Below are 26,834 nucleotides of genomic sequence, written 5' to 3' on the forward strand. Positions count from 1 at the left end.
TCGCCAGGAACGCCACACGGTTGGCCATTGGAATGCCGGGCGGCTGACAGTGCCGGGCCCGCATTCCCCTGCAGGGCCGGCCGCTGCCATCGCCTCCGTCGCCCCACAGGAGCCCCAGTGCCGCACTCCGTCCGATCCAATGCGGTGGAACCGCAGGGTGTCGCCCGTAACCTCGAGATGCGACCCTGCCCGCAAGCCCCGTACGGCGTTCAGAAGGCCACGTGGTCGGTCGACCACGCGCGAGCCGCCGCTACCGGTCTGCGGGCCAACGTCGCCGACGTCCTCCAGGCTTGGGGACTCGACCCGGACGGCGACCAGTCGTTCGCTGTGCTCCTCGTCCTCACGGAGCTGGTGACCAACGCTGCCCGCCACGGTCGTCCCCGCCTCGGGCTGATCGACGTGGAGATGTGGCTGGACGGCGACCGTGTCGTCGTCACGGTCATGGACGGCACCACCGATGTCCCGGTGGCGCGCGATGTCGGGTCTGGCGACGAGTCCGGACGTGGCCTTCGGCTCATCAGTGCATACGCTGAAGCGGGTGGCTACGAGCCCCACCACCGCGGAAAGCGGGTGTGGGCCGTGATCTGCCCACACCTCGCCGTCGAGGACGACTCACTTCTTCTGGACGCCACACGGCTTGCGGTCTGACGAGGATGCAACAACCCTTGATCAGCAACGCAGTCACCGACTCGCACGCCCAGATCGTCGTGCAGGCCGGGACGATCGCCGGAGGCATCACCCTGCCCGCACCGCCGTCCCCGCCGGTGCCGCGGCTGCTTCCCCGTCGGAGGCCGCTGGCGGATCGGGTCGAGGCGCGGGCGCGCCTTTCCGCGCTCCTCTCCACCGAGGAGCCTCTGCCCGTTCTCATCACCGGGCCCGAGGGGATGGGCAAGACCGCCTTGGCCGTCGACCTCCTCCACGGCCAGAACACCCCCGGCCCGCACCTCCACGCCGACCTCGGTGGCAGCAGCGCGTCCGGCCCTACGAGGCCGGACGCGATTATCGCTCGCTGGCTCCGGGCCCTGGGCGTTGGCGTGCCCACCGACGCCGACGAGGCGCACGACCTGTACCGGAGCCTGACCGCTGGGCGGCGTGTAGCGGTACTGCTGGACGACGTGGCTACCGCCGTGCAGGCCGAACGCTTGCTTCCGTCCGCCTGCGGCCTCGTGATCATCACCGCTCGCCGGCCCTTGCCGGAACTGCTGGCCGCCGGGACGCACCACCACCGGCTCGGGCCCCTGCCCGCCGATGCCGCCGGGCAGCTCCTCCTCAGCGTCGCCGGCAGGGCACTCCCTCACCACCGGATCGCCGAACTCACGGAGGCCTGCCAGGGCATACCGCAGGCACTCGCCCTGGCCGGTGCCCGGCTGGCCGTCGGCGTCCCCACCGTCCTCCCGGAGCCCCGTACGGAGAGCATCGTGTCCACCGCCCTCACCGGCACCTACGCCACCCTCGACGCCACCGCTGCCCGCGTCTACCGGATCGCCGGGCTGCTGCCGAGCGCCGACACCACGGTCGACTTCGCGATGGCCGGTGCCGCAGCCCGCCTCGACCCAGCCACCACCGAAGCCGCGTTCAGCAGCCTCGCCCAGGCGCAGCTACTCGTCGCCCCGAGCACCGATACCGGGCGATGGGAGTTCGTGTCCTCGGGAGTCCGCGCACACGCGGCAGCCCGCGCCGCCGAAGAGGAGGACGAAGGCCAGGCCGTCCGACGCGCCCTCGACTGGCTGACTGCCGAAACCATGGAGGCAGCCCGCCTGGCCGTCCCGTACCGTGACCCGCTCGCCGCACCCCTTTCCTTCCCCCCGCCGCACCGCGTCGGGATCACGACACCCACCCAGGCGCTGGACTTTCTCCGCGTCCGCGGCCCCCACCTCGACGCCGCGCTCAGTGCCGCCGAAACCCACCACCCGGCGATCGTCCCCCACCTCGTGTTCGCCGCCTGGCCCCACTACCTCCGCGCCCGGCATTACCGGGAGTGGCTCGACCACCACGACCGCGCGCTCGCCGCGCTCACCGCCCTCGGCGCCCCGGCCACCGACACCGGACGACGCCTGTACCGCGAACTGCTCGGCGGCCGTGCGACCGTCCTCCGCGCGCTGAACCGCGTCCCCGACGCGCTGGCCGACTGCCACCAAGCCCTCGCGACTGCGAAGCAGACCGACGACCGGGCCGGGATCGCCCAGCACAACCACGACCTCGGCGCGGCCTACCGCCAGGCCGCCGCGCACGCCCTCGCCCGTCAGCACTTCAGCCGCGCGCGGGCGCTCTACCTCGACCTCGGCCGCCCCCGTGGCGCAGCCCTCGCCCACCTCGAACTGGCCCTCACGGACGCCGTCCTCGGCGAGGACGCCGCCACCGTCCTCGACCGGCTCTCCGTCGCCGAACGGGGCCTTCTGGCCACCGGCGATCCGCTCAACTCCTCCAAGGCCCGCGCCTGGCGCGGCCGGATCCTCGCCACCGACGGCCGCGGCGCGGACGCCCGACCGGTCCTCGTCTCCGCCCTGGACGGCTTCCGCGAGCAGGACGCGCGGCTCTGGGAGGCCCGCACTCTGGTGTGGCTCGCCGACATCGACCGGGAGCGCGGGCGCACCGGTGACGCGATCACGCTGCTCCGCCACGCCGCCGCCCTCTACGAGCACCACAGCCCCGCCGACCACGCCGAGGTCACCGTTGTCCTCCGCGACCTCCGGAGCCGAGCGTGACCACCCTTCCGAACGACGGCCCCGACAGCGACCGTTGCCCGCCGGACGCCGATCGCGAGCGGGTCTGGGCGGCCTACGGGGTGTCGGCGGCAGCGCTCCTGCACCTCGTCACCACCGCCGTGCTGCTCCTCAGCCGCTCGCGTTGACAGAAGGACATAGCCCGGAAGGCCCCTTCGTCCTCAAACGGTCCGGGACGAAGGGGCTTCCGAGCAAGCCGGGTCAGCGGTGGTTGAAGACCGCCGGGCGCTTCTCGGCGAAGGCCGCCATGCCCTCCTTCTGGTCGGCGGTGGCGAAGGCGGCGTGGAAGAGGCGGCGCTCGAAGCGGACGCCCTCGGCGAGGGTGGTCTCGAAGGCGCGGTTGACGCTCTCCTTCATCATGATCGCCGCCGAGGTGGACATCTCGGCGACCTTCTCGGCGGTGGCGAGGGCCTCGGCGAGCAGGTCGTCGGCGGGGACGATGCGGGAGACCAGGCTGGCCCGTTCGGCCTCCTCGGCGCCCATCATCCGGCCGGTGAGGCACAGTTCCATCGCCTTCGCCTTGCCGACCGCCCGGGTGAGGCGCTGGGAGCCGCCGATGCCCGGGATGACGCCGAGCTTGATCTCCGGCTGGCCGAACCTCGCGGTGTCCGCGGCGATCAGGATGTCGCAGAGCATCGCCAGCTCGCAGCCGCCGCCCAGCGCGAAGCCGGCCACCGCCGCGACGATCGGCTTGCGCAGCTCGCCGAGGCGGTCCCACGGGCGCAGCCAGTCGTCCAGGTAGACGTCCGGGAACCGGTTGTCCTGCATCTCCTTGATGTCGGCGCCCGCCGCGAAGGCCTTCGCCGAGCCGGTGATCACCAGACAGCCGATCTCCGGGTCCCGGTCGAACGCGGTGGCGGCGGCCACGACCTCGTTCATCAGCCGGGTGTTGAGCGCGTTGAGCGCCTCCGGCCGATTGAGGGTGATCAGGCCGACCCGGCCCTTGCGGTCCACCAGGATCGTCTCGTAGGTCTCGGTCATCGCCGTTGACTCCCATTCGATTGCGCGCTCTGACGAGCCAACGATCTCCGAAGCGGCCCGCCTCGCGCCAGTCTCGGTCCGCGAGACGGTCGTCACCCGCTCACCGGGCGGCCCAGGTCAGCCGAGGTGCAGGTCAGCCGAGGTGCAGGTCACCGTCGGTCGGGGGCTCGAAGAAGGCGGCCACACTCCGCTCGTCGACCTCGGCGAGCACGGCCGGGGACCAGCGCGGGTCGCGGTCCTTGTCGACGACCTGCGCGCGGATGCCCTCCACCAGGTCGTGGTGGGCGAGCGCGGCGCAGGACACCCGGTACTCCTGGACCAGGCTCTCCTCCAGCGAGCCGTGGGCCCGGGCCCGGCGCAGGGCGGCGAGCGTGACCTTGAGCATCGTCGGCGACCGCTCGGCCAGCTCCTCGGCGGCCTGCTTGGCCCCCGGGGTGCCGCCGGCCGTCAGCCGGGCCACGATCTCCTCCACGGAGTCGGCCGCGTAGCAGGCGTCGATCCACCCGCGCTGCTCGGCGAGCGGCGCGGCCGGGGCCTGCTCGGTGTACCGGGCCACCACGTCCGCCACCGGCCCGTCGGCGAGGTCGGCCAGCAGGGCGGGCAGGCTCGCCGACGGCACGAAGTGGTCGGCGAACCCGCACAGCAACGCGTCCCCGGCGGTCATCGAGGCGGCGGTCAACCCCAGGTGGGTGCCCAACTCGCCGGGCGCGCGGGCCAGCAGACGGCTGCCGCCGACGTCCGGCACCAGGCCGATCCGGGTCTCCGGCATGGCCACCACCGAACGCTCGGTGACGATCCGCACCGACCCGTGGGCGGAGAGCCCGACGCCGCCGCCCATGGTGATGCCGTCCATCACCGCGACGTACGGCTTCGGGTAGCGCGCGATCAGCGCGTTCAGCCGGTACTCGTCGCGGAAGAACGCGCGCGTGCCGGCCCCGCCGGCCTTCGCGTCGTCGTGTATCGCCCGGATGTCCGCGCCCGCGCAGAGCCCGCGCTCCCCGGCCCCGGTGAGCGCCACCACCCGCACCGCGTCGTCCGCGGCCCACTCCTCCAGCGCGGCCCGCACGTCCACGACCATGCCGTGCGTCAACGAGTTGAGCGCCCGCGGCCGGTCGAGCACGATCCGCCCGACCGCGCCGTCCCGCCACACCCGCACGTCGTCACCCATCGTCCCCACTCCCGTTCGTCGGCACCGAAAGATCCTCCGGACAAGGTAACCGGTACCCGAGCCGCCCCCGGCTGGTGCGATCATGGGCATCCATCATCGGCGGGGGCTGGGGTGCTTGAGGGGAACAAGGTGGGGGAAGAAAAGGGCGCGGCGACTCGGACGGCGCTGCTGATCGGGGTGGGGGACGCCCCGGCGACTGCGCACCGCCTGCCGTCGCTGGAATCGGTCGTGGCCGCCGATCTCCGGGTGTTGAAGGCGGCGTTGGAGGGCAGCGGCTACAGGACGGTCGGTGTTCTCCACGACAGAAGCCGCAGCGAGATCGCCGAGCAGATCACAGCGGTTTCCCGGCGAACGGAACCGGGCGACACCCTACTGCTGTACTTCACCGGGCACGGGGTGCGGATCGGAGCGACCGACTACCTGGTCCCGGCGGACGCCCGAGGCCCGTTGGAGGACTCGGCCGACTGGGACCAGCCGTACATCCGGGACTCCCTGCTGGACGCGGACATCAGCCGGTACCTGCAGGACTGCCGGGCAAACACGGTGCTGTGGGTGATGGACGCTTGCCGGTCGGCGGAGGCCGAGGGCGGCGCCACGTTCGGCAGCCGCATCACCCAGGGGCCGCCCGGCAGCCGCTTCGTCGTGATGACGGGATGCGGTCCCGGGGAGCGCAGCGGCTACGCGTCCGACGGCAGTCTGTTCACGTCCGCGCTGGCCAGGGCGTTCGACCCGCTCAGCGAGGCGACCACCGTGGAGGAGGTGTACCGGACGGCGTACCGGCTGACCGGCCAGGCCTCCCGGAGCCGGCGCGGGCAGGTCCAAGAACCGCAGATCTACTGCGGCAACGACCGGGACCAGGAGACCCGCGGCGCCGTGGTGGCCGAGGGACGGCGACTGCTGACGGCGTGGACGGAGGCCGTCCACGCGCCGGAGCTCTGGGCGCTGGCGTCGGACGCCGAGGCAGCTGATGTCACCGCCCTCCAGGAGGGGTTGACGAGGTTCGTCGAGAGCGTGGCCCGACAGGTGGATCGGGCCCAGAAGCGGCTGCCCGATCCGTGGGCCGACGACGGCTTCCCGGTCCGGCTCCTGCGTGACCGGCTGCCGCAGCTGGTGTCGAAGGACGCCGGCCTGTCCGCACTGGAGGTGGCGGGACTCGCTGCGGCGGTCTTCGTCCATGAGGCGGCGTGGGCCGGACGCCTCAGCCAGGCAGCGGAGTTGGGTCCGCACTCGGTTCAGCACGACCTGGCGGCGGACGAGCCTAGGCGCTACTACCAGCAGATCCTGGAGCAGTATCCCCAGGCCGCCGACAAGATCAGGGGATACCGCCGCGGGAAGGGCGTCCAGCCGGAGCTGGACGCCACTGTCCTGTGGCTGGTCAACCGCTGGATCGCCGGGCGGTTCGAGACGGACGAGCAGGCGGTTCCGGTCGCCTTGGGCGGAGAAGCCGCGGCCCTGCTACTGGGGGACGTCGCGGGCTCCGCTGATCGGCGGAGCGGCCGGGCCGAGGAACTGGCGGTCGCGTTGCGCGCGATCACGGCCGGCCTCTCCCCAGGACACCGCACGGACCACGGGCCGTTAACGTTTCCCGACCGCCACCTGATACGTGGAAGGACACAGCCGCTGCGTGTGCGGCCGCTGGCCGCTCTGGTACGGCTGGCCGGACTGCTGGCGCTGGACGCGCGGACCCTGCCGGACGTCCTCTCCGAACACCTGGCGGTCTCCGACTCGGTGCTCCCGCGCGAGGTTCTCACGGTTCTCGAGCACGCCTACTGGGACGTTGACGACCGCGGTGACGCCGTACGGGAGCTGCAACTGGACGCCGTCTGCCCGCATCCGGCGATCCATGCGGCGCTCGCTGCTGTGGTCGAGGAGGCGGACGAACTCGTGCAGACATTGACGACGGAGTTGCGAAGCCTGCCGGCCGCCGAGGCCGGGCTGCTCGCTGGGCTCCCTTCCCGGGTGACGGACAGCCGCCTGCGACCGGCAGGGGAGTCGGGCCGGCGGGCGTACGACGTGCCGTTGCTCCGCTTCTCGCTCGCCCAGACCGAGGTGCGGCGGCTGCTCATGGGGGAGCAGCTGTACGGTGGACGGCACGCGGCCGCCCTGCGTGAGTTGTACCAGAACGCCATGGACGCATGCCGCTACCGCGCGATGCGCGAGCGGTACCTGAACGCGTGCGGGCGGAGCGTCGGCCGTTGGGCGGGCTCGATCCGGATCGTGACCGGCGAGGACGAGCGGGGCTGCTACATCGAGTGCACCGACAACGGCGTCGGCATGACTGTTGAGCAGCTGAAGGGGACGTTCACCCGCGCGGGCCGCCGCTTCGAGCAGTCCAGTGAGTTCCGGCGGGAACAGGCGGCTTGGCTGCGGCAGGACGAGGGGCTGCGCCTCTACCCCAACAGCCGTTTCGGCATTGGTGTGTTCAGCTACTTCATGCTCGCCGACGAGATGACGATCACCACCCGTCCGGTTGGCCCTGACGGGAGGCCTGCTCCCGACGCGATGCGGGTGGACATCGCTGGGAGCGGCAGTCTTTTCAGGATCCGGCAGGCCGATGCCGGGGCTGGTGCCGCGCTGGCGGAGGGCGGCACTGCGGTCCGGCTGTACCTGAAGCCCGACCGGATGACCGGTGACGCGTGCGTCGAGGTGCTGCGGTCCGTCGTGTACGTGAGCGAATTTTTCCATGCTGTACGCCCCGCAGGGGCCGGGGCGGATTGTCCGACCAGTGGCTGGGCCGTGGGCTCTGGTGGCGTACGCGGAGAGGACCGGCCTCGAACCCGAGGAAGCGCGGAGGATGCTGGCCAGTTTCGGCTGGCTCGGGTGGAAGGTTCCGTCACAGGAGGAGATCGCCGGGTGGTCCACGCTGGACCCGGGACTCCGGGTGCTGCTGTCGACCTACGTGCTCGTCGACGCTGCCGGCCGCGCCGAGTTTCCTTGGATGACCACCCTCGTTCTGGCTTCTGCACGGGGAATTTCCATGCGGAATGCGGAGAATATTATCTCCAAGGAGTCTGCTCGGCTGGGGATCGCCTATCGGCGGCGCTACATGACAAGCGGGGCGGCCGGGAATTTCGTCCCCGGCGCACAAATTGCGGACTTCGCGCACGAGCTACATGTGATGGGGGTGAGCCTCGAGGGAGGTGTGTCGATGCAGGATATCCAGATTCCCTACGGGTCTTCCGAGGTGTGGGAAGAACATGTCGCCTGCGTGGACGAGTTGCGGGTCGCAGGGGTGGATGTTCCCGAGTCGGTAGCGCTGGTTGCGGCGTGGGACGAGCTTCCTCTCTCCAGCCAGTATGCTTTCTCGGGGACGGACCCGGGTTCGGATGAAGTGGAATATCCGCTCCCGCCCACGTCTGCCGTTCTCTTCGCGGGAAGTATGCACCTGCGGGAGCCTCTCAGTCATCTCTGGGAGGTTGCACGGGCGGAGACCCGGCGGCTGGGAATTCCTGCGCTGTCTCCCTCGCCCCTTCCGGACGGCTGGAAGGATTTCCGGCCGACATGGCACCAGTGTCAGGCATTGATCGGGCAATGGCGTGGTGGAGCGTTCGACGGGCGCTCGGCCCCGTCTTGGGCGCGCCTCGATGCCGCACGCTTGATCGGCTACGCCCGGGCCGAGAAGGTCGGTCCACGAGCGGCGTTCGGGCTCCTCGAGCCGTTCAAGGCCATTGGAGCCCTGGTACCGGACCTGTCACCAGAAGACATCGCGGGACTGCCGGAGAAGGTGCCGGATTCCTGGGATGTCGCTGCGCTCGCCCCGCGGAACCGGATCTCCCCTCCGGGCGCTCCACTCGTCCCGCTCGACCTGGTCAGCGTCGCCTGTCGGCTCGGTGAGCCGCTCGACCGGGCCTGGCAGCGTATGGCGCCGTACTGGGCTCTGCAGGTTTCGGCCGACTCCTCCGAACCCTTCGCGAAGGTGCCCCAGATCCTGCCACTCTGGCAGGATCTGGCGATCCTCTCGGTGGGACTGGATGGCATGCTCCCCGCGATCACGGGCCTGGTGACGCCCAAGCGGTTGGCGTTCTCGGCTGACGGAGTCGGTGAGACGCCAGCCTGGGTCCGCGACCGCCTCGCGCACTACGCCGAGCTGTTCGGGCTGGACCTGCCGGAGCCGGCCGTGGCGGACGCACTGAGACCGGTCATCGACCTCGATGGAGAAGTGGAACGACCATGACCAGTGCCGGGACCGCGCACGCTCACCACCTGCCCTACGCGGAGGACGATCTGGGCGATGTCGACGGCTCGTCGTTCAGCCAGACCGTCGCGCCGGACCGCCGCTCCGCGGTCGTCACCGGACCGTGTCCGCGCTGCCACGGCCGCACCGCCACGGAGTTCCGTCGGGGGAACCCCGGCACCGGGACCAAGGGCCTGTTCGACCGCCTCACCGGGCGGTCGGGCACGGCGCAGCCGGACCCGGAGCCGCTCCATGCCGAAGTGCACTTCTGCGAATGCGGGCACGGGCACCCGCAGATGCCCGCCGACGTGCACTTCGTCGGCTGTGGCGCCAGCTGGCGGATCGCCCCGTGAGCGCCCGTTCCGACCGCCGGTGGGCCGAACTCGCCCGGGAACTGGAGTTCACCCGGCTTCCGGAGCTGCGCCGTCAGGCCGAGGGGTGGCGTACCGGGCTCACCGGTCTGACCGCACTGCTCGCCGTCCTCGCGCTGCTGAAGGGCCGGGACAATCTCGACCAGCTCCCGGCGTGGGCGGGGAGCACCGCGGTGGCCCTGCTCGCGTTGGCGTTCCTCCTTCTGGTGACGGGGTCCCTGTTCGCGGTCCGCGCCGCGCACGGGGTGCCCGGAGAGGAGATCCTGCTCGGAGGGCAGGCGCTGCGGCGCTGGACGGAAGGCGAGGTGGACCGGGTGACCCGGGCGCTCGCCCGGGCATCGGGATGCTGCGTCGGCGGGCTGGTGCTGATCGTGGGGGCGCTCGCCCTGGCCTGGGCGACGACCGAGGAGGCCCCGTCTCACCTGGTCCGCGTGCGGACCGGCACGACGGAGCTGTGTGGAGAGCTGCTCCGGGCCGACCAGGGGCAGGTCGTGCTTCGAACCGGCCGGGAGCGCGCGGAGCGGACGGTCCCGCAGGCCACGATCGTGGCTCTGGAGGCGGTCGCCTCCTGCGGGAAGGGATGACGGCGCCGCGGGTCGGACATGAGGAGAGCACGAAGGGCGGCTCCGGTGGTGAAACCGGGGCCGCCCTTCGTCCGGCGGGGGAAAGTGGTTCAGGGGTGTCGCGCGGGCCTCAGGTGCCGCGAGGGCGGCGGGGGCCGGGAGGCGCGGGGGCTCAGGGGACGATGCGGCCGGTGACCTCGCCGAAGCCGATGACGGTGCCGTCGGGGCCGGGGGCGGTGGCGGTGATGGTCACCTCGTCGTCGTTCTCCAGGAAGGCGCGGGTTGAGCCGTCCGGGAGCTTGAGCGGGTTCTCGCCGTTCCAGGTGAGCTCGATGAGCGCGCCGCGGGTCTCGGGCTCGGGGCCGCTGACCGTGCCGGAGGCGAACAGGTCGCCGGTGCGCAGCGAGGCGCCGTTGACGGTCATGTGGGTGAGCTGCTGGGCGGCCGTCCAGTACATCGAGGCGAACGGCGGGCGGGAGACCGGGTGGCCGTTGAGGCGGATCTCCATCGCGAGGTCCAGGCCCCAGGGCTCGCCGCCGCGGTCGTCGAGGTAGGGGAGCGGCTCGACGTCGCGGGCCGGCGGGGTGACGCGGGCGTGCTCCAGGGCGTCCAGCGGCACGATCCACGGGGAGACGGAGGTGGCGAAGGACTTGCCGAGGAACGGGCCGAGCGGCACGTACTCCCAGCCCTGGATGTCGCGCGCGGACCAGTCGTTGACCAGGCAGACGCCGAAGACGTGCTCGCGGAAGCGGTCCAGGGTGACGGGCTCGCCCATGGCGCTGGGCGCGCCGACGACAAAGCCGACCTCGGCCTCGATGTCCAGCCGGCGGGTCGGGCCGAAGGACGGCACGGCGTCCGCCGGGGCCTTGCGCTGCCCGTGCGGGCGGACCACCGGGGTGCCGGAGACCACCACGGTGCCGGAGCGGCCGTGGTAACCGATCGGCAGGTGCTTCCAGTTGGGGGTGAGCGGCTCGGAGCCGGGGCGGAGGATCCGGCCCAGGTTGGTGGCGTGGTGCTCGGAGGCGTAGAAGTCGACGTAGTCGGCGACCTCGAACGGCAGGTGCAGCTCCACCTCGGCGAGCGGCAGCAGCAGCGGGGTGAGGGCGTCCCGGTGGGACTCCTCGGTCAGCCAGCGGGTGAGCGCGGCGCGCACCTCGGTCCACACCGGGCGGCCGGCGGCCAGCAGCGGGTTGAGCGAGTCGGCGTCGAGGAGGAGGGACGGTTCCCCGGCGGCGCGGGCGGCGGCGCCGGCGTCCAGGACGAAGTCGCCGACGCGCACGCCGATCCGCCGCCGCCCCGGCCGGTCGCCGGCCGTGAAGACGCCGTACGGCAGGTTGTGCACGCCGAACGGCGAGTCGTTCGCGGGCGCGAGCCAGCTACGGGGGGTGGTCAACGGTCCTCCTGGGGCGTCGGGGCGGACGACAGCAGGCCGAGGGCGGCCAGGTCGTCCAGGGGCTCGGCGATGCTACAGGTGCCGAACGCGGTGAACGAGTTGCGGATCACCGTCACCTGACGGTCACTCAAGGTGTGCACGGCCTTGGCGAGCACCTCGCCGGAGCGCTCGGCGAGCACCTCGGCGGCCGCGGCCGGATCGGTCTCCTGCGCGGCCAGCAGCACGTTCAGGAAGCCGTGGTGCTCGAAGCCGGTCACCGGGTCGGTGTGCCGGACGGCGTGGTGCAGCCCGGCGGTGCACTTGTACGGCAGGCCGCGCTGCGCGCACCCGGTGAGGAATCCGGCCAGCTCCCGCTCGTCCGGGAAGGCGCCGGCGACCACCCCGCCGGTGCGGAACTTGGCCCGGTACGGGCTGTCGACCAGCACGTCCAGCACCTCGTCCAGCCCGTCGCCGCGCAGCAGTTCGCGCGGCAGCTCGACGGCGGCCGGCACGTCCGGCGGCAGCAGCAGGTCGAGTGCGGCGACGGCCTCGCTGGCGTCCCGGGTGGCGAGTTCGACGCCGGCCACCTCGAACGGCGCGGCGGCGGTGAGGGCCGGGCCGAGCTCGGCGCTGCCCCCCGGCAGCACCAGCCCGACCCGGAGGGCGGGGCCGGGGCCATGCGCCGCGGCCGCCAACTCGCCCAGCCGGCCGGCTCCGCAGAGCAGCGGGCCGACCGCGTCGGCGTACCAGGCGGTGCGGTGCGCGCGGTGCGCGGGCACCGCGTCGGCGACCGGCAGGTTCCCGGGCGGGAAGACCGCCGCGTCGTCGAACAGCCCCTGGAACAGCGGGGGGACGGCGGAAGCGGCGGCGGGGACGGGGGCGGCGCTCACTGCTGCGGCCCCCGACCGGACCACGTCCAGGCGTAGTTGGCGTCCTCGGAGGCGCGGCCGCCCTCGCCCAGCTCCAGCGGGCGGAAGGTGTCCACCATGACGGCGAGCTCGTCGAAGAACTCCACGCCGATGGACCGCTCGTAGGCGCCCGGCTGCGGGCCGTGGGTGTGGCCGCCCGGGTGCAGCGAGATCGAGCCCTGGCCGATGCCCGAGCCCTTGCGTGCCGCGTAGTCGCCGCCGCAGTAGAACATGACCTCGTCGCTGTCCACGTTGGCGTGGTAGTACGGCACCGGGATCGACAGCGGGTGGTAGTCCACCTTGCGGGGGACGAAGTTGCAGATCACGAACCCGTTGCCCTCGAACACCTGGTGGGCCGGCGGCGGCTGGTGGATCCGCCCGGTGATCGGTTCGAAGTCCCGGATGTTGAACGCGTACGGGTACAGGCAGCCGTCCCAGCCGACCACGTCGAACGGGTGGTGCGGCACGGTGTACCGGGTACCCGAAATGCCGTTCGGGCCACGGTGCTTGACCAGCACGTCGACGTCCACGCCGTCCACCAGCAGCGGGCCGGACGGGCCGCGCAGGTCCCGCTCGCAGTACGGGGCGTGCTCCAGCAGCTGGCCGTACTTGGAGAGGTAGCGCTTGACCGGGGTGATGTGGCTGTTCGCCTCGATGCAGTAGGCGCGCAGCGGCTCGTCGCCGGTGGGCACCCAGCGGTGGGTGGTCGCCCGGGGGATGACCACGTAGTCGCCCTGGCCGACCTCCAGCGAACCGAAGACCGTCTCCACGGCGGCGGAGCCGGACTCCACGTACACGCACTCGTCGCCGAGCCCGTTGCGGTACAGCTCGCTCGGCGCCCCGGCGGCGACGTAGGAGATCCGCACGTCGCCGTTGCCGAGGACGAGCCGGCGCCCGGCGACGACGTCCGCGGACTTCCACTCCTGGCCGGCGAACAGCTCGTGCAGCTTGAGGTGGCGGGGGAGCAGGGGGTGGTTGGGTACCGTCGACTGGTCGGGCAGCTCCCACGGCACGGCGTTCACGACGGCCGAGGGGATGCCCCGGTGGTAGAGCAGCGAGGAGTCCGAGGAGAAGCCCTCCTCGCCCATCAACTCCTCGTAGTACAGCCCGCCTTCGGGTGTGCGGTGCTGCGTGTGCCGCTTGGGCGGGATGCTGCCCAGCTGCCGGTAGTACGCCATCGTCCCTGCTCCTCCCGGACCTTCCTGTGGCCCAGCGCTTCCTACGGCTTCAGCGGTGGCCGCGCGCCCCGGAGACCGGCGGCCTCCGGGGCGGGTCGGCCTCAGAGGTTGCCGCGGCGCTCCTGCTCGCGCTCGATGGCCTCGAACAGCGCCTTGAAGTTGCCCTTCCCGAAACCGAGCGAGCCATGCCGCTCGATGAACTCGTAGAAGACGGTCGGGCGGTCGCCGATCGGCTTGGTGAAGATCTGCAGCAGGTAGCCGTCCTCGTCGCGGTCGACCAGGATGCCGCGGCTCTTCAGCTCCTCGATCGGCACCCGGACCTTGCCGATCCGCTCGCGCAGCTCGGGGTCGTCGTAGTACGAGTCCGGGGTGTTCAGGAACTCGACGCCGCGCGAGCGCAGCACGTCGACGGTGGTGAGGATGTCGTTGGTGGCCAGCGCCATGTGCTGGCAGCCCGCACCGGTGTAGAACTCCAGGTACTCGTCGATCTGCGACTTCTTCTTGGCGACGGCCGGCTCGTTGAGCGGGAACTTCACCCGGTGGTTGCCGCTGGCGACGACCTTGGACATCAGCGCGGAGTAGTCGGTGGCGATGTCGTCGCCCACGAACTCGGCCATGTTCACGAAGCCCATGACCTTGTTGTAGAAGGTGACCCACTCGTCCATCTTGCCGAGCTCGACGTTGCCGACCGCGTGGTCCAGGGCCTGGAACAGGCGGCGCGGCGAGCCCTCCGGGTGCTGCACCTTGCTCTTCGCGGTGATGTAGCCGGGCAGGTACGGACCGGTGTAGCGGGAGCGGTCGACCAGGGTGTGGCGGGTCTCGCCGTAGGTGGCGATGGCGGCGCGGCGCACGGTGCCGTTCTCGTCGGAGACGTCGTTCGGCTCCTCCAAGACGGTGGCGCCCTGGGCGCGGGCGTGCGCGATGCACTTGTCGACGTCCGGGACCTCCAGGGCCAGGTCGACGACGCCGTCGCCGTGGCGGCGGTGGTGGTCCAGCAGCGGGCTGTCGGGGGAGACGCCGCCCTTGATCACGAAGCGGCAGGAGCCGGAGCGCAGCACGAAGGCCTTGCGGTCGCGGCGCCCGGTCTCCGGGCCGGAGTAGGCGACCAGCTCCATGCCGAAGACGGCCTGGTAGAACTGGGCCGTCTGGGTGGCGTTGCCGACCACGAACACGACGGCGTCCTGCGCGGTGACCGGGAACGGGTCGGTGGCGGGGTCGTGCTCGACGAGGCCGACGAGGCGGCGCAGCTGCTCGGCGTCGAGACCGGCCTCGCGCTCCTCGGGGGTCAGCTCAAGGGCGTGGGACTGCGGGGTCATCGGTCGTTCCTCCACATTGAGGCCTCGGCATTGAGGCATCCGCTTGAGGCGGCCGCTCCGCGGGGTTGGGGTGAGGGCGGATGCGGGCGGCTGAGCGCTGAGCTTGCTCCAGTCGGGCGGGTTGGGCAACAGATCGGGTTTTCACTGTTCAATGTGTACAAGGTGATCAGGAAATCACTGGTCGCGCTGTGCAGAATGCATGGTGGATTCGGGATGTTTCACGAGTTCTGCGTATCGGACCCGAACGGGCGTGTGCGCTGGTCAGGGCGGGTTCGGTGGTCAGGGCGGGTTCGGTGGTCAGGGCGGGTTCGGTGGTCCGAGGGGTGGGTTCGGCGGTGGTGGGAGGGACGGGGGACGGACGGAGCCGGGCGCGGTCAGGCGGGGGGCGCGCAGCGGGCGAGGTGGGCGCCGAACCAGTCGCGGGCCAGCTCGGTGACGCGGTCCAGCGTGCCGGGCTCCTCGAACAGGTGGCCGGCGTGCGGGACGACCACCAGCTCACTCTCGCAGCGCAGCCGCTCGCGCGCCCGCCGGTTCAGGTCGATCACCGCACCGTCCCGGCCGCCGACGATCAGCAGCGTCGGCGCGAGCACGGCGCCCAGCGCGTCCGCCCCGGCGAGGTCCGGCCGTCCGCCCCGGGAGACCACCGCGCCCACGCCGTCGCCGAGCCGGGCGGCCGTCCACAGCGCGGCGGCGGCCCCGGTGCTCGCGCCGAACAGTCCGAGCGGCAGGAACGGCCCCCCGGCCGGGCGGGCCTGTTCGGCGGGCAGCGCGCGGGCCACGTCGGTCAGCCGGGCGCCCAGCAGGTCGACGTCGAAGACGTTGCGCCGGTCCTCCTCCTCGTCCTCGGTGAGCAGGTCGAACAGGAAGGTGGCCAGCCCGGCGCGGTTGAGGCCCTCGGCCACATGGCGGTTGCGCGGACTGTGGCGGCTGCTGCCGCTGCCGTGCGCGAACACCACGATGCCGCGGGCGCCGGCCGGGACGGTCAGCCGGCCGGTCAGCCCCACACCGGTGGCGGGCAGCGTGAGCTCGCGGTCGGACGCGGGGACGTCGTCGGACGCGGGGACGTCGTCGGACGCCGGGACGCCGTCGGGTCCGGCCGTCCCGTGCTCGTCCGGCCCTGCGGCACGGGCCGCGGCCAGATGGCGCAGCACCTCGGTGTCCTCGGTCTGCGAGAAGTCCGCGTAGAACTCGCCGATCGCGAAGAAGGGCGACGGCGTGCCGACGCTGACCAGCTCGTCGGCCACGCCGCTCAGCCGCTGCGTCCAGTCCGGCGGCGCCACCGGCACGGCGAGCACCACCCGCGCCGCGCCGCGCGCCCGCACGATCAGGCAGGCCGCCCGGGCGGTCGAGCCGGTGGCGATGCCGTCGTCGACCACGACCACCGTCCGCCCGTGCAGGTCGACCGGCGGGCGGCCGCCCCGGTAGCGGTGCGCCCGGCGCTCCAGCTCGGTCCGCTCGCGCGCCTCCACGGCGGCCAGCTGCTCCGGCGTCACCCCGGCGGGCCGCAGCACGTGCTCGTTGATCACCCGCACCCCGTCCTCGCCGATCGCCCCCATGCCCAGCTCCGGCTGGTACGGGACGCCCAGCTTGCGGATCACGCAGATGTCCAGCGGCGCGCCGAGCGCGGCGGCCACCTCGGCGGCCACCGGGACCCCGCCGCGCGGCAGGGCCACCACCACGGTGCCGGGGCCGCGCAGGTGGCCCAGCAGGGCGGCCAGTCGGCGGCCCGCCTCGGTGCGGTCGGTGAAGTGGGTGGCGGTGGCGTGCATGGTGTCGGCCTCCGTGTTCCACCGTACGTCGCCGGGGCGGCCGGGTGGAGTGGCGGGGCGGAACGGCCGGGTGGGGTGTGCCCGCGGGGCGCGTACCTGGGGCGTGCGCGCGGGCGGTCGACGCGCGCCGGTGCCGGGTCGGTCCTGGGTACGCCCGGGACGCGGATGGGGCCGGCCGCCCGTGCGTCCGGGACGGCGGGCGCGCCAGCGTGGTGCACACCGGCCCGGCGGACCCTCCCTCACCCGCCGGGCCGCCCCAGCCGCCGCCCGCCGAAGGAGCCGACCCGTGTCCGTCCCCCACCCGCAGCACCGCCCCGCCGCCGACGCCACGGGGGCCACCGCCGCCCTTGTCCGGTCCGACGCCACCCCCGGCGTCCACGTCCCCGGCCTGCACGCCACCGGCGACCCGGTGAACGGCGCTCCCGCCACCGGCTGGACGGTCGCCACCGCGCTGCCCGTCAGCTACCGGGTCCGCTTCACCCCCGGCGTGCTGGACCCGGGCAACCCGGCGCTCGCCCGGGCCGGCGGCCCGCCGGGGCGCCGGCTCGTCGTCGTCGACGCCCGCGTCCACCAACTGCACGGCCACCGCCTGCGCCGCTACCTCGAAGCCCAGGGCGTCGAGCACGAGACGCACGTCCTGCTCGCCCACGAACAGGTGAAGACCATGGACGCGGTGTTCCGGGTCGCCGACCGGATGGACTCCTTCGGGATCTCCCGGCGCGGCGAACCCGTGATCGCGATCGGCGGCGGCGTCCTCACCGACGTGGTCGGCCTCGCCTGCAGCCTCTACCGCCGCTCCACGCCGTTCGTACGGGTCCCGACCACCCTGATCGGCCTCGTCGACGCGGGCGTCGGCGCCAAGACCGGCGTCAACCACGGCCGCCACAAGAACCGCCTCGGCAGCTACCACCCCGCCGTCGACACCCTGCTCGACCCCGCCTTCCTCGCCACCCTGGAACGGCGCCACATCGGCAACGGGCTCGCCGAGATCCTCAAGGTCGCGCTGATCAAGGACGAGGGACTCTTCCGCCTGCTGGAACGGCACGGCCGCACCCTGCTCGACACCAACTTCCAGTCCCCGGGCGCCGGCCCCGCCGTCCTCGGCCGCGCCGTCCACGGCATGCTCCAGGAACTCCAGCCCAACCTCTGGGAGCACCGCCTGGAACGCCTCATGGACTACGGCCACTCCTTCAGCCCGACCGTCGAGATGCGCGCGCTGCCCGAACTCCTGCACGGCGAGGCGGTCTGCGTCGACATGGCGCTCACCACCGTCGTCGCCCGCCGCCGCGGCCTGCTCGACGCCGGGCAGACCGAACGCGTCCTGCGCCTGATGCGGCGGCTAGAACTGCCGGTCTGGCACCCGCTGATGGAGCCCGTCACGCTCGGCGAGGCGCTCGCCGACACCGTCCGCCACCGCGACGGGCGGCAACGGCTGCCGCTGCCCCGCGGAATCGGCGCGGGCGTGTTCGTCGACGACCTCGACGCACCCGAACTCGCCGACGCCGCGGCCCGGCTGCGCACCCGGACGACGGCCGGAGCCACGGCCGCGCTGCGGGGGAGTGGCACGCGTGCGTAGCGCCGTCGTGATCGCCGACACCACCGCGCCGGCGGACGTGCACGGCGTGCACGGGGCGGCCGGCGTCACCCAGTGGACCTGCCTCGCCCGCCGCGCCGGACTCGCCGGGGACTGGGAAGCCGTCGAATGGGCGCGCGTGCCGGCCGGCGGGATCAGCGGCGAGCACCTCCACACCCGCACCCGCGAGGTGTACGTGCTGCTCACCGGGGAGGGCGAGGTCACCCTCGACGGCCGCCGCCACGCCGTCCGCGCCGGCGACGCCGTGCTGACGGCCGTCGGCACCCGGCACGGCCTGCGCAACACCGGGGCCGGGCCGCTGGAGTGGCTGGTGATCGAACTGCCGGCGGAGCGCGGCGGTACTGGCATTGGCGGTGCCGGCGGTGCCGGCGGTGCTGGCGGGGTCGGCGGGCCCGGCGTTGGCAGTGCGGTCGGCAGCACCGTCGTCCGCGACCTGCGACGCACCGGCCCGCTCGACCCGTCCGCCGTCATCGGCGGACCGCTGCGCCTGCTGCGACAGGTCGAACTGGCCACCGGGGAACGGGAGTTCCTGCTCGCCGCGGACGTCGAGCACACCGTCTTCGTCATCGGCGGCCACGGCCGGGCGGGCACCGGGAACGTCCGGGTTCCGCTGCGCCCCGGCACGGCCGTCACCCTGCCGCTCGGCACCGCGCTCGACCTCGTGGCCGGCCCCGGCGGGCTCGCCCACCTGCACGCGGAACTCGTGCCCGGGCCGTCCCGGGGCGGTGAGCCGCGATGATCGTCACCCGCACGGCCGCGCCCCGTCTGCTCCTCGGCCCCGGCGCCCAGCGGATCCGCACCCGCTGCCTCGCCCGCCGGGGCATGTTGCACAGCGAGTGCGAGGCCTTCGAACACGTCCGCCTCGGCCCCGGGGCCTGCTACGACCTCACCGGCCGCGACGCCACCGAGGCCGCCTGGTACGTGCTGCGCGGCCCCGTCCTCCTGCTCGACTGCCCCGACCAGCCGCTGCGCCTGCTCGACCGCGGCACCCTCCTGCTCGCCCCGCACGGCGAGTCCGTCCACCTGCACGGCGGCCCGCTCGGCGCGGAACTGCTCTGCCTGACGGTCCTGCCGGACAGGGTGAGCGCCGCCCTGCCGGAGCGTCGCCCGGAGCTCGCGCGGGGCGCGGTGGAGGTGGGGGCGGGGGCGGGGGCGGTGCCGCCCGGCGGGAGGCGGAGGTAGCGGGCGCACGTGGCCGCCGGTGGGGAGCCGTTCCGCACCCCGGACCCGCGGCTCACCGCGCCGCTCGACGGGGCGCCGCCCGCCACGCCGGGCGCCGGGGGGTCATCGGCCGCCACGACGGCCGCCTGGCGGTGGTCCGGCGGCTGTACGACGGCAGCCCGGGGGCGGGACGGGGCCCACGGCGCCGCGGACACCGGTGCACCCGCCGACGTGCCGCCCGCCCCCGCCCGGGACGGGCCCGGGACGGGCCCGGCCCGTCCCGGGCGGGGGTGCGGGGCGCGGTGGGGGCCGGGGGCTCAGGTGGGCGGGGCGGTGGGCGGCGCAGCGTGGAGGCCTGAGCCCGGACGGGAGGAGGCCGCCATGCGTCGAACTGTCAGGCTCGACCGGCGGATCCAGGCCGGTCCCGCACAAGTCTGTCTGGCGGTGCGCGTCGGCGAGTCGTCGTGGTCCGAACTGCGGGCGCGGCTCGACGCACTGGCGGCCGAGCGGTTCGTCGTGGTCACCGACGGCACGGCGCCCGCCGACCGGGCGGCCCGCGTCCGCGCGCTGGCCGACGACCTGGCGCCCACCACCGTGCACGACCTGCGCGACGGACCGCTTCCGCCCACCGCCACGGCCGGCGGAGGCGCCGGTGGCGGCACTGGTGGCGGCATCGGTGACGGAACGGTCGTCGTCGCCGTCGGCGGCGAACGTGCCTGCGAACTCCCGGCCGACGTCCGGGTACCCACCGATCTGGCCGCCGCGTGCGGTCCGGCCCTGACCCTGCACCGGCCCGCCCCGGCCGCGCTGGTCTGGGTCCGGGCCGACCAGCTGGCCGACCGGCCCGCCGAGTGGACGCGGGCCGGGATGGTCGCGGTGGTGCGCCACGTCCTCGCCGTCTGCCCGGCCCAGTACCCGACGCTCGCCGCCCTCCTCCACCCCGGCGCCCGGTACGACGAGGCCACGCTCACCGCCCTGCTCGCCCTGTGCGCCGACGCGCGGGCCGCTGTGGTCTGCTTCGACCCCGACGAGACCGGCCCCGGCCTGGCCCTCGGCTACGGCCGGAGCCTCGCCGACGCGGTGCGGTCCGTCGCGGGTCCCGCCCTCGCGCCCGGCGACGCCGAGTCGCTGGGCCTGCTGCTCGCCGCGCGGGTGGCGGCGCGGCTCGGCCTGGCGGCCGGCGCCACCGGCTGGGCCCACCGGGAACTGCTGGCCCGCAACGGCTCGGCGACCGCCCTGCCCGACGGCGTCGACGCCGACCGGCTGACCGCCGCGCTCGTCGCCGCGGCCCGGCCCGGGCTGCTGCTCCTGGCCGACCTCGGCCGCCCGTACTGCGCCGACGGCAGGCTGCTGACCCCGGTGGACGGCGCGGTGCTGAGGGCCGCCGTGGAGGGCCTGGGCGACCCGGCGGGGGCGGGCGTGCCGCGCAGCCGGAGCGCCGGTCCCGAACCCGTCCCGGCCCGGGTGCCCGCGCCCGCCGGGGCGGGACCGGGCACAGCGTGAGACCGCGGCGTGAGACCGCGGCGTGAGACCGCGGCGACGCGGGCCCGGGCGGTGCTCGGGAACGGGTCGGGAGCGGGCCGGGAACGGGTCGGGAGCGGGTCGGGAGCGGGTCGGGAACGGGTCGGGAGCGGGTCGGGAGCGGGTCGGGAAGGGCCCGGGCGGCGCTCGGGAACAGGGCGGGCGCAGGCCGGGAACAGGACGGGACCGGGTTCCCGTGCGACCGGGACGGCAGGCGCCGCACCGTGGAGAACAGATACGGCCCAGCAGGGACCGCAGGACACCAGAAGGAGTCTCCGTCATGACCGGCACCGTCATCACCGACCTCCGCCGGCGCGGCGCCGTCGACCCCAGCCGGGTGCTGACCGGACCGCTGCGCGCCGTCGGACTGCAGTGGCTCGACCCGGGCCGCAGCGTCGAGGTCACGGCCGAGGGCGTCGAACGCGCCCTGTACGTCACGGCCGGATCCGGCACCGCGACGGTGCCGGAGGCCGAGACCGGGGACGAGACGTCGACGGCGGGTGACTCCGGGATCCCGCTGGTCGAGGGCACCGCCGTGACGCTCCCGCTCGGCGCGCGCACCGTACTGACGGCCGGCACCGCCGGTCTGGAGTTTTTCCACGCGGTGCTCGCCGTCGCCGGCCACCCGGGCCGGGCCACCGCCCACCCGGCGGCGGAGCGGCCGACCGTCGAGCCCCCGACCGTCGAGCCCCCGACCGTCGAGCGACCGGCCACCGAACAGGACGGCCGCGCCACCGATCACCACCGCCCCGATCACCACCGCCCCGACCGTCCCGACACCCCTCCGAGCCCGAAGGGAGGCGAGCCAAGGTGATCGTCACCACCGCGACGGCCTCGGCCGCCGTCATCCTCGGCCCGCACGGCGAGCGCGTGCGCGTGCGCTGCCTGGCGCGCCGCTCCATGCTCGCCAGTGCCTGCGAGAGCTTCGACCACCTGCGGCTCAGCCCCGGCGCCCACTACGCGCTGCCGGGGCGGCCGGACGGCGAGACCGTCCTGTTCGTGGCGCGCGGCTCACTGCTCGTCGGCCGGAGCTCCGACGAGCCGGACCACCTGGCCGTCGACGGCGACCTGCTGCTCGCGACCCGGGGCCGTGCGCTGCTCCTGGAGGCCGGTCCGCTCGGCGCCGAGCTGCTCTGCCTGGCCCTGTCCGCGCCCCGCCGCACCACCGCGACCAGGCGTTCCCTGGCCCGGCGGCGCGCCGAACGACGGAGCCGGCCGTGACCGGCCCGGTCACGGCCGGCCGGACCGGGGCCGCGGACGACGCCGCCGACGAGGCCGCCGACGGATCCCGCGCCGAGGCTCCCGCCACCACGGCGGGCGCCGGCCGCACGACGGTCGGCGCCCGCCCCACCATGGCGGCGCTGCGGTTCGAGGCGCCGCACCGGGTCACGCTGGCCCGGGTGCCCCGACCGGCGCCGCCCGGGCCGGACGCGGTCACCGTGCGGACCTCCCTGGTCGGCCTCTGCGGCACCGACCTCGAACTCCTCCACGGCACCGCCGCCTACCTGCGCGACGGGCGGGCCCGCTACCCGCTCGTCCCGGGGCACGAATGGTGCGGAACGGTCACCGAAGTCGGCCGCGACGTCACCGAGTTCACGCCCGGCGACCGGGTGGTCGGCCACACCATGGTGCACTGCGGCCTCTGCCGGATGTGTCGGTGCGGTCGCCGCCCGCTCTGCGAACGCCTCACCGAGGTCGGGCTGTACGGGCGTCCGGGCGCCGCCGCCGAGTACGTGGTGCTGCCGGAACGCTCGCTGTCCCGGATACCCGACCAAGTGCCGGACCGGTCGGCGGTGTTGACCGAACCGGCGGTGACCGTGGTGGCCGGCCTCGAACTGGCCCGGTGCCGGCTCGGCGACCGGGTGGTCGTGCTCGGCACCGGCACGATCGGCCTGCTCGCCGTCCAACTCGCCGCCCGCCTGGGCGAGTCGGTGGACGCGGTGGGCATCGACCCGGCCGGGCGGCGACTGGCGCTGCGCTGCGGCGCGCGCCGCGCCCTGAGCTCCGAGCAGGCGAGGACCGCCGGCGTCGCCCGCTACTCGCTCGCGGTCGAGGCGTCGGGTGCGGCGGAGGCGTTCGCGCTCGGCCTCGACCTGCTCGAACCGGGTGGCCGGCTCGCCGTGATCGGCGTGGCGGGCCGCCCGTGCCCGGACTTCGACCCGGGCCGACTCGCCCTGCGCGGACAGGCCGTGATCGGCGTCCGGCACGGCCTGGACCACTACGACCGCACGCTGCGGCTGCTGAGCGACGGCGTGCTGACGGCCGAGCCGCTGATCGCCGCCGTGCTGCCGCCGTCCGCCGGGCCGGAGGCGTTCCGGATGCTGGCGGGCGGCCGCAGCGGCCCGCCCAAGGTGCTGCTCGACTTCGGCCGCGCCGGCTCCCCGGCCGTCGGCCGCGGGGGGACCGCCAACCTCCGGGGGCTCGCCGCCCCCGTCACCGAAGGAGATCCCGCGTGATCCTCGTACCCGCCGCCGTCCCCCGAACGGCCCCCGCGTTCCGGCGGCTGATCGACCCGCGGCACCTGCCGTCCGCGCACGGCGGGCTGACCGTCGAGACTCTGCCGCCGGGCGTCCGCGTCGAACACCATCCCTCCCGGGTGGGCGAGTCCGTGACGCTGGTGCTCTCCGGCGGGATCCGCTCGGCCGGGCGCGTGCTCGGCCCCGGCGAGGGCCTCTACCACCCGCCCGGCAGCTCCTGCGGACTCACCGCCCTGCCCGGCGCGCCCGCCGCGGTGCTGACCGTCCGGCCCCTCGCGGTGGTCGGGGACCTGCCCGTGCCGCGCCCCTGCCCGGTCCCGCTCGCGCCGCCGAGGGCCGTCGTCCGGGTCCACGGTGACGCCCCGGAGCCGTCGGACCCGCCGGTCCCGGCTGTGCCCGCCGCGCGCGGCGGCGAGCGCGGCGGCGAGCGCGACGCCGACGCCGACGGCGCCGACCACGGCGACCGCGCCCCGATCGCCGGCTCGACCGGCATGGCGGTGCACTGGCTCGCCACCGACGAGACCGTCGGCGCCCGCCGACTCACCGTCGCCGCCTCGTCGTTCGGTGCCGACGGCAGCCACGACCTGCACCGGCACCCGCACGCCGACGAGTTCTTCCTCGTCCTGTCCGGCGGCGGAACCCACCTCATGGGAGGCGCCCGGGTCCCGGTCCACGCCGGAGACCTGGTGTTCGTCCCGGCGGGCGAGTGGCACGGCTTCCGGACCGGCCGGGCCGGCCCGACCGCCGCCCTCTACGGCTACCTGGGCGCGCCGAGCCTCGCCCGGGCCGGCTACCAGGTCCGCCCCGCCGCGGCGGCGGAGGTGATCCGATGAGCATCCCCGGACCGCATCACCACCACCCCGACGACGGCGACGGCGGTGGGCGGCCGCCCTCGGTGGCGGTCGTCACCGGGGCCAGCTCCGGCATCGGCCGCGCCGTCGCGGTCGCCCTCGCCAGGGCCGGGCACGCGGTCGCGATCGGCTACCGCACCGACCTCGCCGCCGCCCACCGCACGGCCGAACTCGCCGGCGGACGAACCCTGTTGCTGCCGCTCGACCTCGCCGAACCGGCGGCCGCCGCACGGGCCGTGCACGGGGCCGCCGACCGGCTCGGCGGGATCGACATCCTGGTCAACTCAGCCGGGATCAACCGCCGTTCACCCGTCCTGGACGAGACCCTCGACGACTGGTGGCGGATCCTCGCGGTGGACCTCACCGGCCCCTTCGCCTGCGCCCAGGCGGCCGCCCGCCGGATGGTCCGGCAGGGACGCGGCGGGCGGATCGTCAACGTCACGTCCGTCCACGAGTTCACCCCGATCCCGGGCGGCGCCGCCTACTGCGCGGCCAAGGGCGCGCTGGGCGGGCTCACGCGGGTGATGGCCCTGGAGCTGGCGCCGTACGGGATCACCGTGAACGCGGTCAGCCCCGGCGAGACCGCGACCCGGATGAACGGCGTCCTCGACGACAATGTCCTCGACGACCACCGCCTCGACGGCCGCGGCCTCGGCACTCTCGCCCGGCCCGCCATCCCGGTGGGCCGGCCGGGCCGGGCGGCCGAGGTCGCGGCGGCCATCGTCCACCTGACCGGCCCCGACGCCGCCTACACCACCGGTGTGTCGCTCACCGTCGACGGCGGCCTGAGTCTGACGAGCGCCGTCGCCAACCAGCGCGACGCCGCCCACGAACGGTCCCTCCTCCCCGACGCCCCCGGAAGGAACGCCCCATGACCGGCATCCCCGGTGCGCGCGCAGTGCACCACGTCGCCTACACCGTCCCCGACCTCGACCAGGCGGTGGCGTTCTTCACCGACGTGCTCGGCGCGCGCCTGCTCTACCGCCTCGGCCCGGTCGCCGCGCCTCCCGGCGACGACGACTGGATGAACCGCCAACTCGGCGTCCACCGCTCGGCGGTGGCGCACATCGCGATGCTGCGCCTCGGCCCCGTCGGCAACCTGGAACTCTTCCAGTACACCGCCCCGGGCCAGCGCCGCGAGCAGCCCGCCAACAGCGACTGGGGCGGGCACCACCTCGCCATCGCCGTCGAGGACGTCGACCGCGCCGTCGCCTACCTGCGCGGGCAGCCCGGCGTCGAGGTGCTGGGCGAACCGCAGACCATCGCCGACGGCGGACCGATCGACGGCGACCGCTGGGTGTACTTCCGCACGCCGTGGGGCCTACAGCTGGAGGTGCTCGCGATGCCGCCCGGCATGCCCTACGAACGGTCCACTCCCGAGCGGCTGTTCACCCCCGACGGCCCGTGGGACCCGGTCGGCGGCGCACCGGACGGGATTGGTCCGTCGAACGGGACCGGTCCGTCGTGATCGAGACCATCGCGGCCGTGGTGCGCGGGAGGGGCGGACCGTTCCGCCCGGAGACCGTACTGCTGGACGAGCCGCGCGCGGACGAGGTCCTGGTACGGATCCGCGCCGTCGGGATCTGCCACACCGACCTGAGCGTGCGGGCCGGCCGCACGCCCGCGCCGCTGCCCGCCGTCCTCGGCCACGAGGGCGCGGGCACCGTCGAGGCGGTCGGCGACGCCGTCACCCGGGTACGGCCCGGCGACCGCGTCGTGCTGACCTTCGACTCCTGCGGTGCCTGTCCGCCCTGCCGGGCCGGCCTGCCGGTGCGCTGCGACCACTGGGCCGCGCTCAACCTGTTCGGCGGCTTCCGGCTGGACAGCAGCGCCACCGTGCACGGCACCGGCCGCCACCGCGGCACCGCGCTGCACGGGCACTTCTTCGGCCAGTCCTCCTTCGCGGGGTACGCGCTCGCCGATGAGCGCAACGCCGTGCCCGTCACCGGTCCGGCGGTGCCGTTCGAGGTGCTGGCGCCGCTCGGCTGCGGCGTGCAGACCGGCGCGGGCGCGGTGTTCAACGTGCTGCGGCCCGAGCCCGGCGACACGCTGGCGGTGTTCGGCGCGGGCGCGGTGGGGCTGGCGGCCGTCCTGGCGGCCCGGTCGACGCCGGTGGTGCGGATCGTCGCCGTCGACCTGCGCCCGGAGCGGCTCGCGCTGGCCCGGGAACTCGGGGCCACCGACGTCGTGGACGCGGGCGCGACGGACCCGGTGGCGGCGGTCCGCGAGCTCACCGGCGGGCGCGGAGCGCAGCACACGCTGGAGACCAGCGGCAGCGTGCGTGCGCTGCGCCAGGCGGTGGAGGCACTGGCCGTCGGCGGGACCTGCGGGGTGGTGGGTGCGCCGCCGGCCGGCAGCGAGGTGGGGTTGGACGTGCCGGGGCTGCTCGCCCGGGCGCCCCGGATCGTCGGGGTGAACCAGGGGGCGAGCGTGCCGGAGCGGTTCCTGCCGGCGCTGGTGGACCTGTTCCGCGCGGGACGGCTGCCGGTGGACCGGCTGGTGCGGACGTTCCCGTTCGGGGCGGTCGAGGACGCGGCCGCGGCGGCGGAGTCGGGGGAGGTGGTGAAGCCGGTGCTGATGCTGCCCTGAGCCGCGTCGGCGGGCCCGCCGACGCGTCCGCCGCCCCGCCCCGCCGCCGTCCCCTCCGCCGTCCCGTTCTTGGGACCGGAACGGGACGGCGGGCCCATGCGCCCGGGGCGGGGCGCCG

General features: G+C 74.4%; 25 protein-coding genes. 18 read left to right on the forward strand and 7 right to left on the reverse strand.

What is annotated here, in order from left to right:
- Nucleotides 1–144: 144 nt before the first annotated feature.
- Genes ACFU9E_RS14580 through ACFU9E_RS14590 form a run of 3 tightly spaced genes read left to right on the forward strand, consistent with a single transcriptional unit; the run spans nt 145 to nt 2,851 of the window.
- Entirely contained in the window at nt 145–648 is a 504-nt protein-coding gene (locus ACFU9E_RS14580; protein ID WP_380679453.1) for an ATP-binding protein, read from the forward strand.
- Nucleotides 649–665: 17 nt separating this feature from the next.
- Nucleotides 666–2,705, forward strand: a complete 2,040-nt coding sequence (locus ACFU9E_RS14585) for a hypothetical protein (protein ID WP_380679456.1) — start codon at nt 666–668, stop codon at nt 2,703–2,705.
- Nucleotides 2,702–2,851 carry a hypothetical protein gene (locus tag ACFU9E_RS14590; RefSeq protein WP_380679459.1) on the forward strand — a complete coding sequence of 50 codons (150 nt, stop codon included), beginning with the start codon at nt 2,702–2,704 and terminating at the stop codon, nt 2,849–2,851. The genes ACFU9E_RS14585 and ACFU9E_RS14590 overlap by 4 nt, the downstream gene beginning before the upstream one ends.
- A 73-nt stretch (nt 2,852–2,924) precedes the next feature.
- On the opposite strand, the gene ACFU9E_RS14595 is transcribed toward ACFU9E_RS14590, so the two are convergent.
- Together ACFU9E_RS14595 and ACFU9E_RS14600 are read right to left on the reverse strand one after the other, a co-directional pair.
- A complete protein-coding gene (locus ACFU9E_RS14595) occupies nt 2,925–3,704 on the reverse strand; it encodes an enoyl-CoA hydratase (RefSeq protein WP_380679462.1) in 780 nt (259 codons plus the stop codon).
- 133 nt (nt 3,705–3,837) lie between these two features.
- Nucleotides 3,838–4,872, reverse strand: coding sequence for an enoyl-CoA hydratase/isomerase family protein (locus tag ACFU9E_RS14600; protein WP_380679465.1), 1,035 nt, complete (start codon nt 4,870–4,872; stop codon nt 3,838–3,840).
- Nucleotides 4,873–4,983: 111 nt separating this feature from the next.
- On the opposite strand from ACFU9E_RS14600, the gene ACFU9E_RS14605 reads away from it, so the two are divergent.
- The 4 genes from ACFU9E_RS14605 (at nt 4,984) to ACFU9E_RS14620 (ending at nt 10,001) form a co-directional block, all read left to right on the forward strand.
- Nucleotides 4,984–8,202, forward strand: coding sequence for a caspase family protein (locus ACFU9E_RS14605; protein ID WP_380679468.1), 3,219 nt, complete (start codon nt 4,984–4,986; stop codon nt 8,200–8,202).
- 265 nt (nt 8,203–8,467) lie between these two features.
- The gene (locus tag ACFU9E_RS14610; RefSeq protein ID WP_380679471.1) at nt 8,468–9,046 is read left to right on the forward strand and encodes a hypothetical protein; all 579 of its coding nucleotides are present in this window, start codon (nt 8,468–8,470) and stop codon (nt 9,044–9,046) included.
- Nucleotides 9,043–9,399, forward strand: coding sequence for a hypothetical protein (locus ACFU9E_RS14615; protein ID WP_380679474.1), 357 nt, complete (start codon nt 9,043–9,045; stop codon nt 9,397–9,399). The genes ACFU9E_RS14610 and ACFU9E_RS14615 overlap by 4 nt, the downstream gene beginning before the upstream one ends.
- Nucleotides 9,396–10,001 (forward strand): hypothetical protein, encoded by a 606-nt coding sequence (locus ACFU9E_RS14620; protein WP_380679477.1) that lies wholly within the window; start codon nt 9,396–9,398, stop codon nt 9,999–10,001. The genes ACFU9E_RS14615 and ACFU9E_RS14620 overlap by 4 nt, the downstream gene beginning before the upstream one ends.
- A 151-nt stretch (nt 10,002–10,152) precedes the next feature.
- On the opposite strand, the gene fahA is transcribed toward ACFU9E_RS14620, so the two are convergent.
- From fahA to ACFU9E_RS14645, 5 genes are all read right to left on the reverse strand, one after another.
- On the reverse strand, nt 10,153–11,373 hold the full coding sequence (gene fahA / locus ACFU9E_RS14625) for a fumarylacetoacetase (RefSeq protein ID WP_380679480.1): 1,221 nt from the start codon (nt 11,371–11,373) through the stop codon (nt 10,153–10,155).
- On the reverse strand, nt 11,370–12,242 hold the full coding sequence (locus tag ACFU9E_RS14630) for a hypothetical protein (protein WP_380679483.1): 873 nt from the start codon (nt 12,240–12,242) through the stop codon (nt 11,370–11,372). The genes fahA and ACFU9E_RS14630 overlap by 4 nt, the downstream gene beginning before the upstream one ends.
- On the reverse strand, nt 12,239–13,438 hold the full coding sequence (locus ACFU9E_RS14635; RefSeq protein WP_380679486.1) for a homogentisate 1,2-dioxygenase: 1,200 nt from the start codon (nt 13,436–13,438) through the stop codon (nt 12,239–12,241). Before ACFU9E_RS14635 ends, ACFU9E_RS14630 begins: the two co-directional genes overlap by 4 nt.
- A gap of 101 nt (nt 13,439–13,539) precedes the next feature.
- Nucleotides 13,540–14,754 carry a 4-hydroxyphenylpyruvate dioxygenase gene (gene hppD, locus ACFU9E_RS14640; RefSeq protein WP_380679489.1) on the reverse strand — a complete coding sequence of 405 codons (1,215 nt, stop codon included), beginning with the start codon at nt 14,752–14,754 and terminating at the stop codon, nt 13,540–13,542.
- A 374-nt stretch (nt 14,755–15,128) separates the two neighbouring features.
- A complete protein-coding gene (locus ACFU9E_RS14645) occupies nt 15,129–16,523 on the reverse strand; it encodes a phosphoribosyltransferase family protein (RefSeq protein ID WP_380679492.1) in 1,395 nt (464 codons plus the stop codon).
- A gap of 286 nt (nt 16,524–16,809) precedes the next feature.
- Here ACFU9E_RS14645 and ACFU9E_RS14650 point away from each other — a divergent pair, with 286 nt between their 5' ends.
- The 11 genes from ACFU9E_RS14650 to ACFU9E_RS14700 all read left to right on the forward strand — a co-directional run bounded on the left by ACFU9E_RS14650 (nt 16,810) and on the right by ACFU9E_RS14700 (nt 26,716).
- Nucleotides 16,810–18,099: a sedoheptulose 7-phosphate cyclase gene (locus ACFU9E_RS14650; RefSeq protein ID WP_380679495.1), complete on the forward strand. Its 1,290-nt coding sequence runs from the start codon at nt 16,810–16,812 to the stop codon at nt 18,097–18,099.
- The gene (locus ACFU9E_RS14655; RefSeq protein ID WP_380679498.1) at nt 18,092–18,856 is read left to right on the forward strand and encodes a cupin domain-containing protein; all 765 of its coding nucleotides are present in this window, start codon (nt 18,092–18,094) and stop codon (nt 18,854–18,856) included. The genes ACFU9E_RS14650 and ACFU9E_RS14655 overlap by 8 nt, the downstream gene beginning before the upstream one ends.
- On the forward strand, nt 18,853–19,299 hold the full coding sequence (locus ACFU9E_RS14660; protein WP_380679501.1) for a hypothetical protein: 447 nt from the start codon (nt 18,853–18,855) through the stop codon (nt 19,297–19,299). The genes ACFU9E_RS14655 and ACFU9E_RS14660 overlap by 4 nt, the downstream gene beginning before the upstream one ends.
- A 360-nt stretch (nt 19,300–19,659) precedes the next feature.
- Complete coding sequence (locus ACFU9E_RS14665; protein ID WP_380679504.1) at nt 19,660–20,781, forward strand: hypothetical protein; 1,122 nt, start codon at nt 19,660–19,662, stop codon at nt 20,779–20,781.
- A 298-nt stretch (nt 20,782–21,079) separates the two neighbouring features.
- A complete protein-coding gene (locus tag ACFU9E_RS14670) occupies nt 21,080–21,613 on the forward strand; it encodes a hypothetical protein (protein ID WP_380679507.1) in 534 nt (177 codons plus the stop codon).
- Nucleotides 21,610–22,020: a hypothetical protein gene (locus tag ACFU9E_RS14675; protein WP_380679509.1), complete on the forward strand. Its 411-nt coding sequence runs from the start codon at nt 21,610–21,612 to the stop codon at nt 22,018–22,020. Before ACFU9E_RS14670 ends, ACFU9E_RS14675 begins: the two co-directional genes overlap by 4 nt.
- Complete coding sequence (locus ACFU9E_RS14680; RefSeq protein WP_380715030.1) at nt 22,017–23,255, forward strand: zinc-binding dehydrogenase; 1,239 nt, start codon at nt 22,017–22,019, stop codon at nt 23,253–23,255. The genes ACFU9E_RS14675 and ACFU9E_RS14680 overlap by 4 nt, the downstream gene beginning before the upstream one ends.
- A complete protein-coding gene (locus ACFU9E_RS14685) occupies nt 23,252–24,109 on the forward strand; it encodes a cupin domain-containing protein (protein ID WP_380715032.1) in 858 nt (285 codons plus the stop codon). Before ACFU9E_RS14680 ends, ACFU9E_RS14685 begins: the two co-directional genes overlap by 4 nt.
- Nucleotides 24,106–25,002, forward strand: a complete 897-nt coding sequence (locus tag ACFU9E_RS14690) for an SDR family oxidoreductase (protein ID WP_380715033.1) — start codon at nt 24,106–24,108, stop codon at nt 25,000–25,002. Before ACFU9E_RS14685 ends, ACFU9E_RS14690 begins: the two co-directional genes overlap by 4 nt.
- Nucleotides 24,999–25,595: a VOC family protein gene (locus tag ACFU9E_RS14695; protein WP_380690140.1), complete on the forward strand. Its 597-nt coding sequence runs from the start codon at nt 24,999–25,001 to the stop codon at nt 25,593–25,595. Before ACFU9E_RS14690 ends, ACFU9E_RS14695 begins: the two co-directional genes overlap by 4 nt.
- Nucleotides 25,592–26,716, forward strand: a complete 1,125-nt coding sequence (locus ACFU9E_RS14700) for an NAD(P)-dependent alcohol dehydrogenase (protein ID WP_380690138.1) — start codon at nt 25,592–25,594, stop codon at nt 26,714–26,716. The genes ACFU9E_RS14695 and ACFU9E_RS14700 overlap by 4 nt, the downstream gene beginning before the upstream one ends.
- Nucleotides 26,717–26,834 lie beyond the last annotated feature (118 nt).

The sequence above is a fragment of the Kitasatospora sp. NPDC057595 genome (genome assembly GCF_042800875.1).
Classification (GTDB): Bacteria; Actinomycetota; Actinomycetes; order Streptomycetales; family Streptomycetaceae; genus Kitasatospora.

What these genes read in the sequence shown, in the direction of transcription:
- ACFU9E_RS14600 (WP_380679465.1), bottom strand. Translation starts at nt 4,872, where the DNA reads ATGGGTGACGACGTGCGGGTGTGGCGGGACGGCGCGGTCGGGCGGATC.
- ACFU9E_RS14665 (WP_380679504.1), top strand. Translation starts at nt 19,660, where the DNA reads ATGCGTCGAACTGTCAGGCTCGACCGGCGGATCCAGGCCGGTCCCGCA.
- ACFU9E_RS14670 (WP_380679507.1), top strand. Translation starts at nt 21,080, where the DNA reads ATGACCGGCACCGTCATCACCGACCTCCGCCGGCGCGGCGCCGTCGAC.
- hppD (WP_380679489.1), bottom strand. Translation starts at nt 14,754, where the DNA reads ATGACCCCGCAGTCCCACGCCCTTGAGCTGACCCCCGAGGAGCGCGAG.
- ACFU9E_RS14595 (WP_380679462.1), bottom strand. Translation starts at nt 3,704, where the DNA reads ATGACCGAGACCTACGAGACGATCCTGGTGGACCGCAAGGGCCGGGTC.
- ACFU9E_RS14645 (WP_380679492.1), bottom strand. Translation starts at nt 16,523, where the DNA reads ATGCACGCCACCGCCACCCACTTCACCGACCGCACCGAGGCGGGCCGC.
- ACFU9E_RS14635 (WP_380679486.1), bottom strand. Translation starts at nt 13,438, where the DNA reads ATGGCGTACTACCGGCAGCTGGGCAGCATCCCGCCCAAGCGGCACACG.
- ACFU9E_RS14615 (WP_380679474.1), top strand. Translation starts at nt 9,043, where the DNA reads ATGACCAGTGCCGGGACCGCGCACGCTCACCACCTGCCCTACGCGGAG.
- ACFU9E_RS14695 (WP_380690140.1), top strand. Translation starts at nt 24,999, where the DNA reads ATGACCGGCATCCCCGGTGCGCGCGCAGTGCACCACGTCGCCTACACC.
- ACFU9E_RS14690 (WP_380715033.1), top strand. Translation starts at nt 24,106, where the DNA reads ATGAGCATCCCCGGACCGCATCACCACCACCCCGACGACGGCGACGGC.
- ACFU9E_RS14660 (WP_380679501.1), top strand. Translation starts at nt 18,853, where the DNA reads ATGATCGTCACCCGCACGGCCGCGCCCCGTCTGCTCCTCGGCCCCGGC.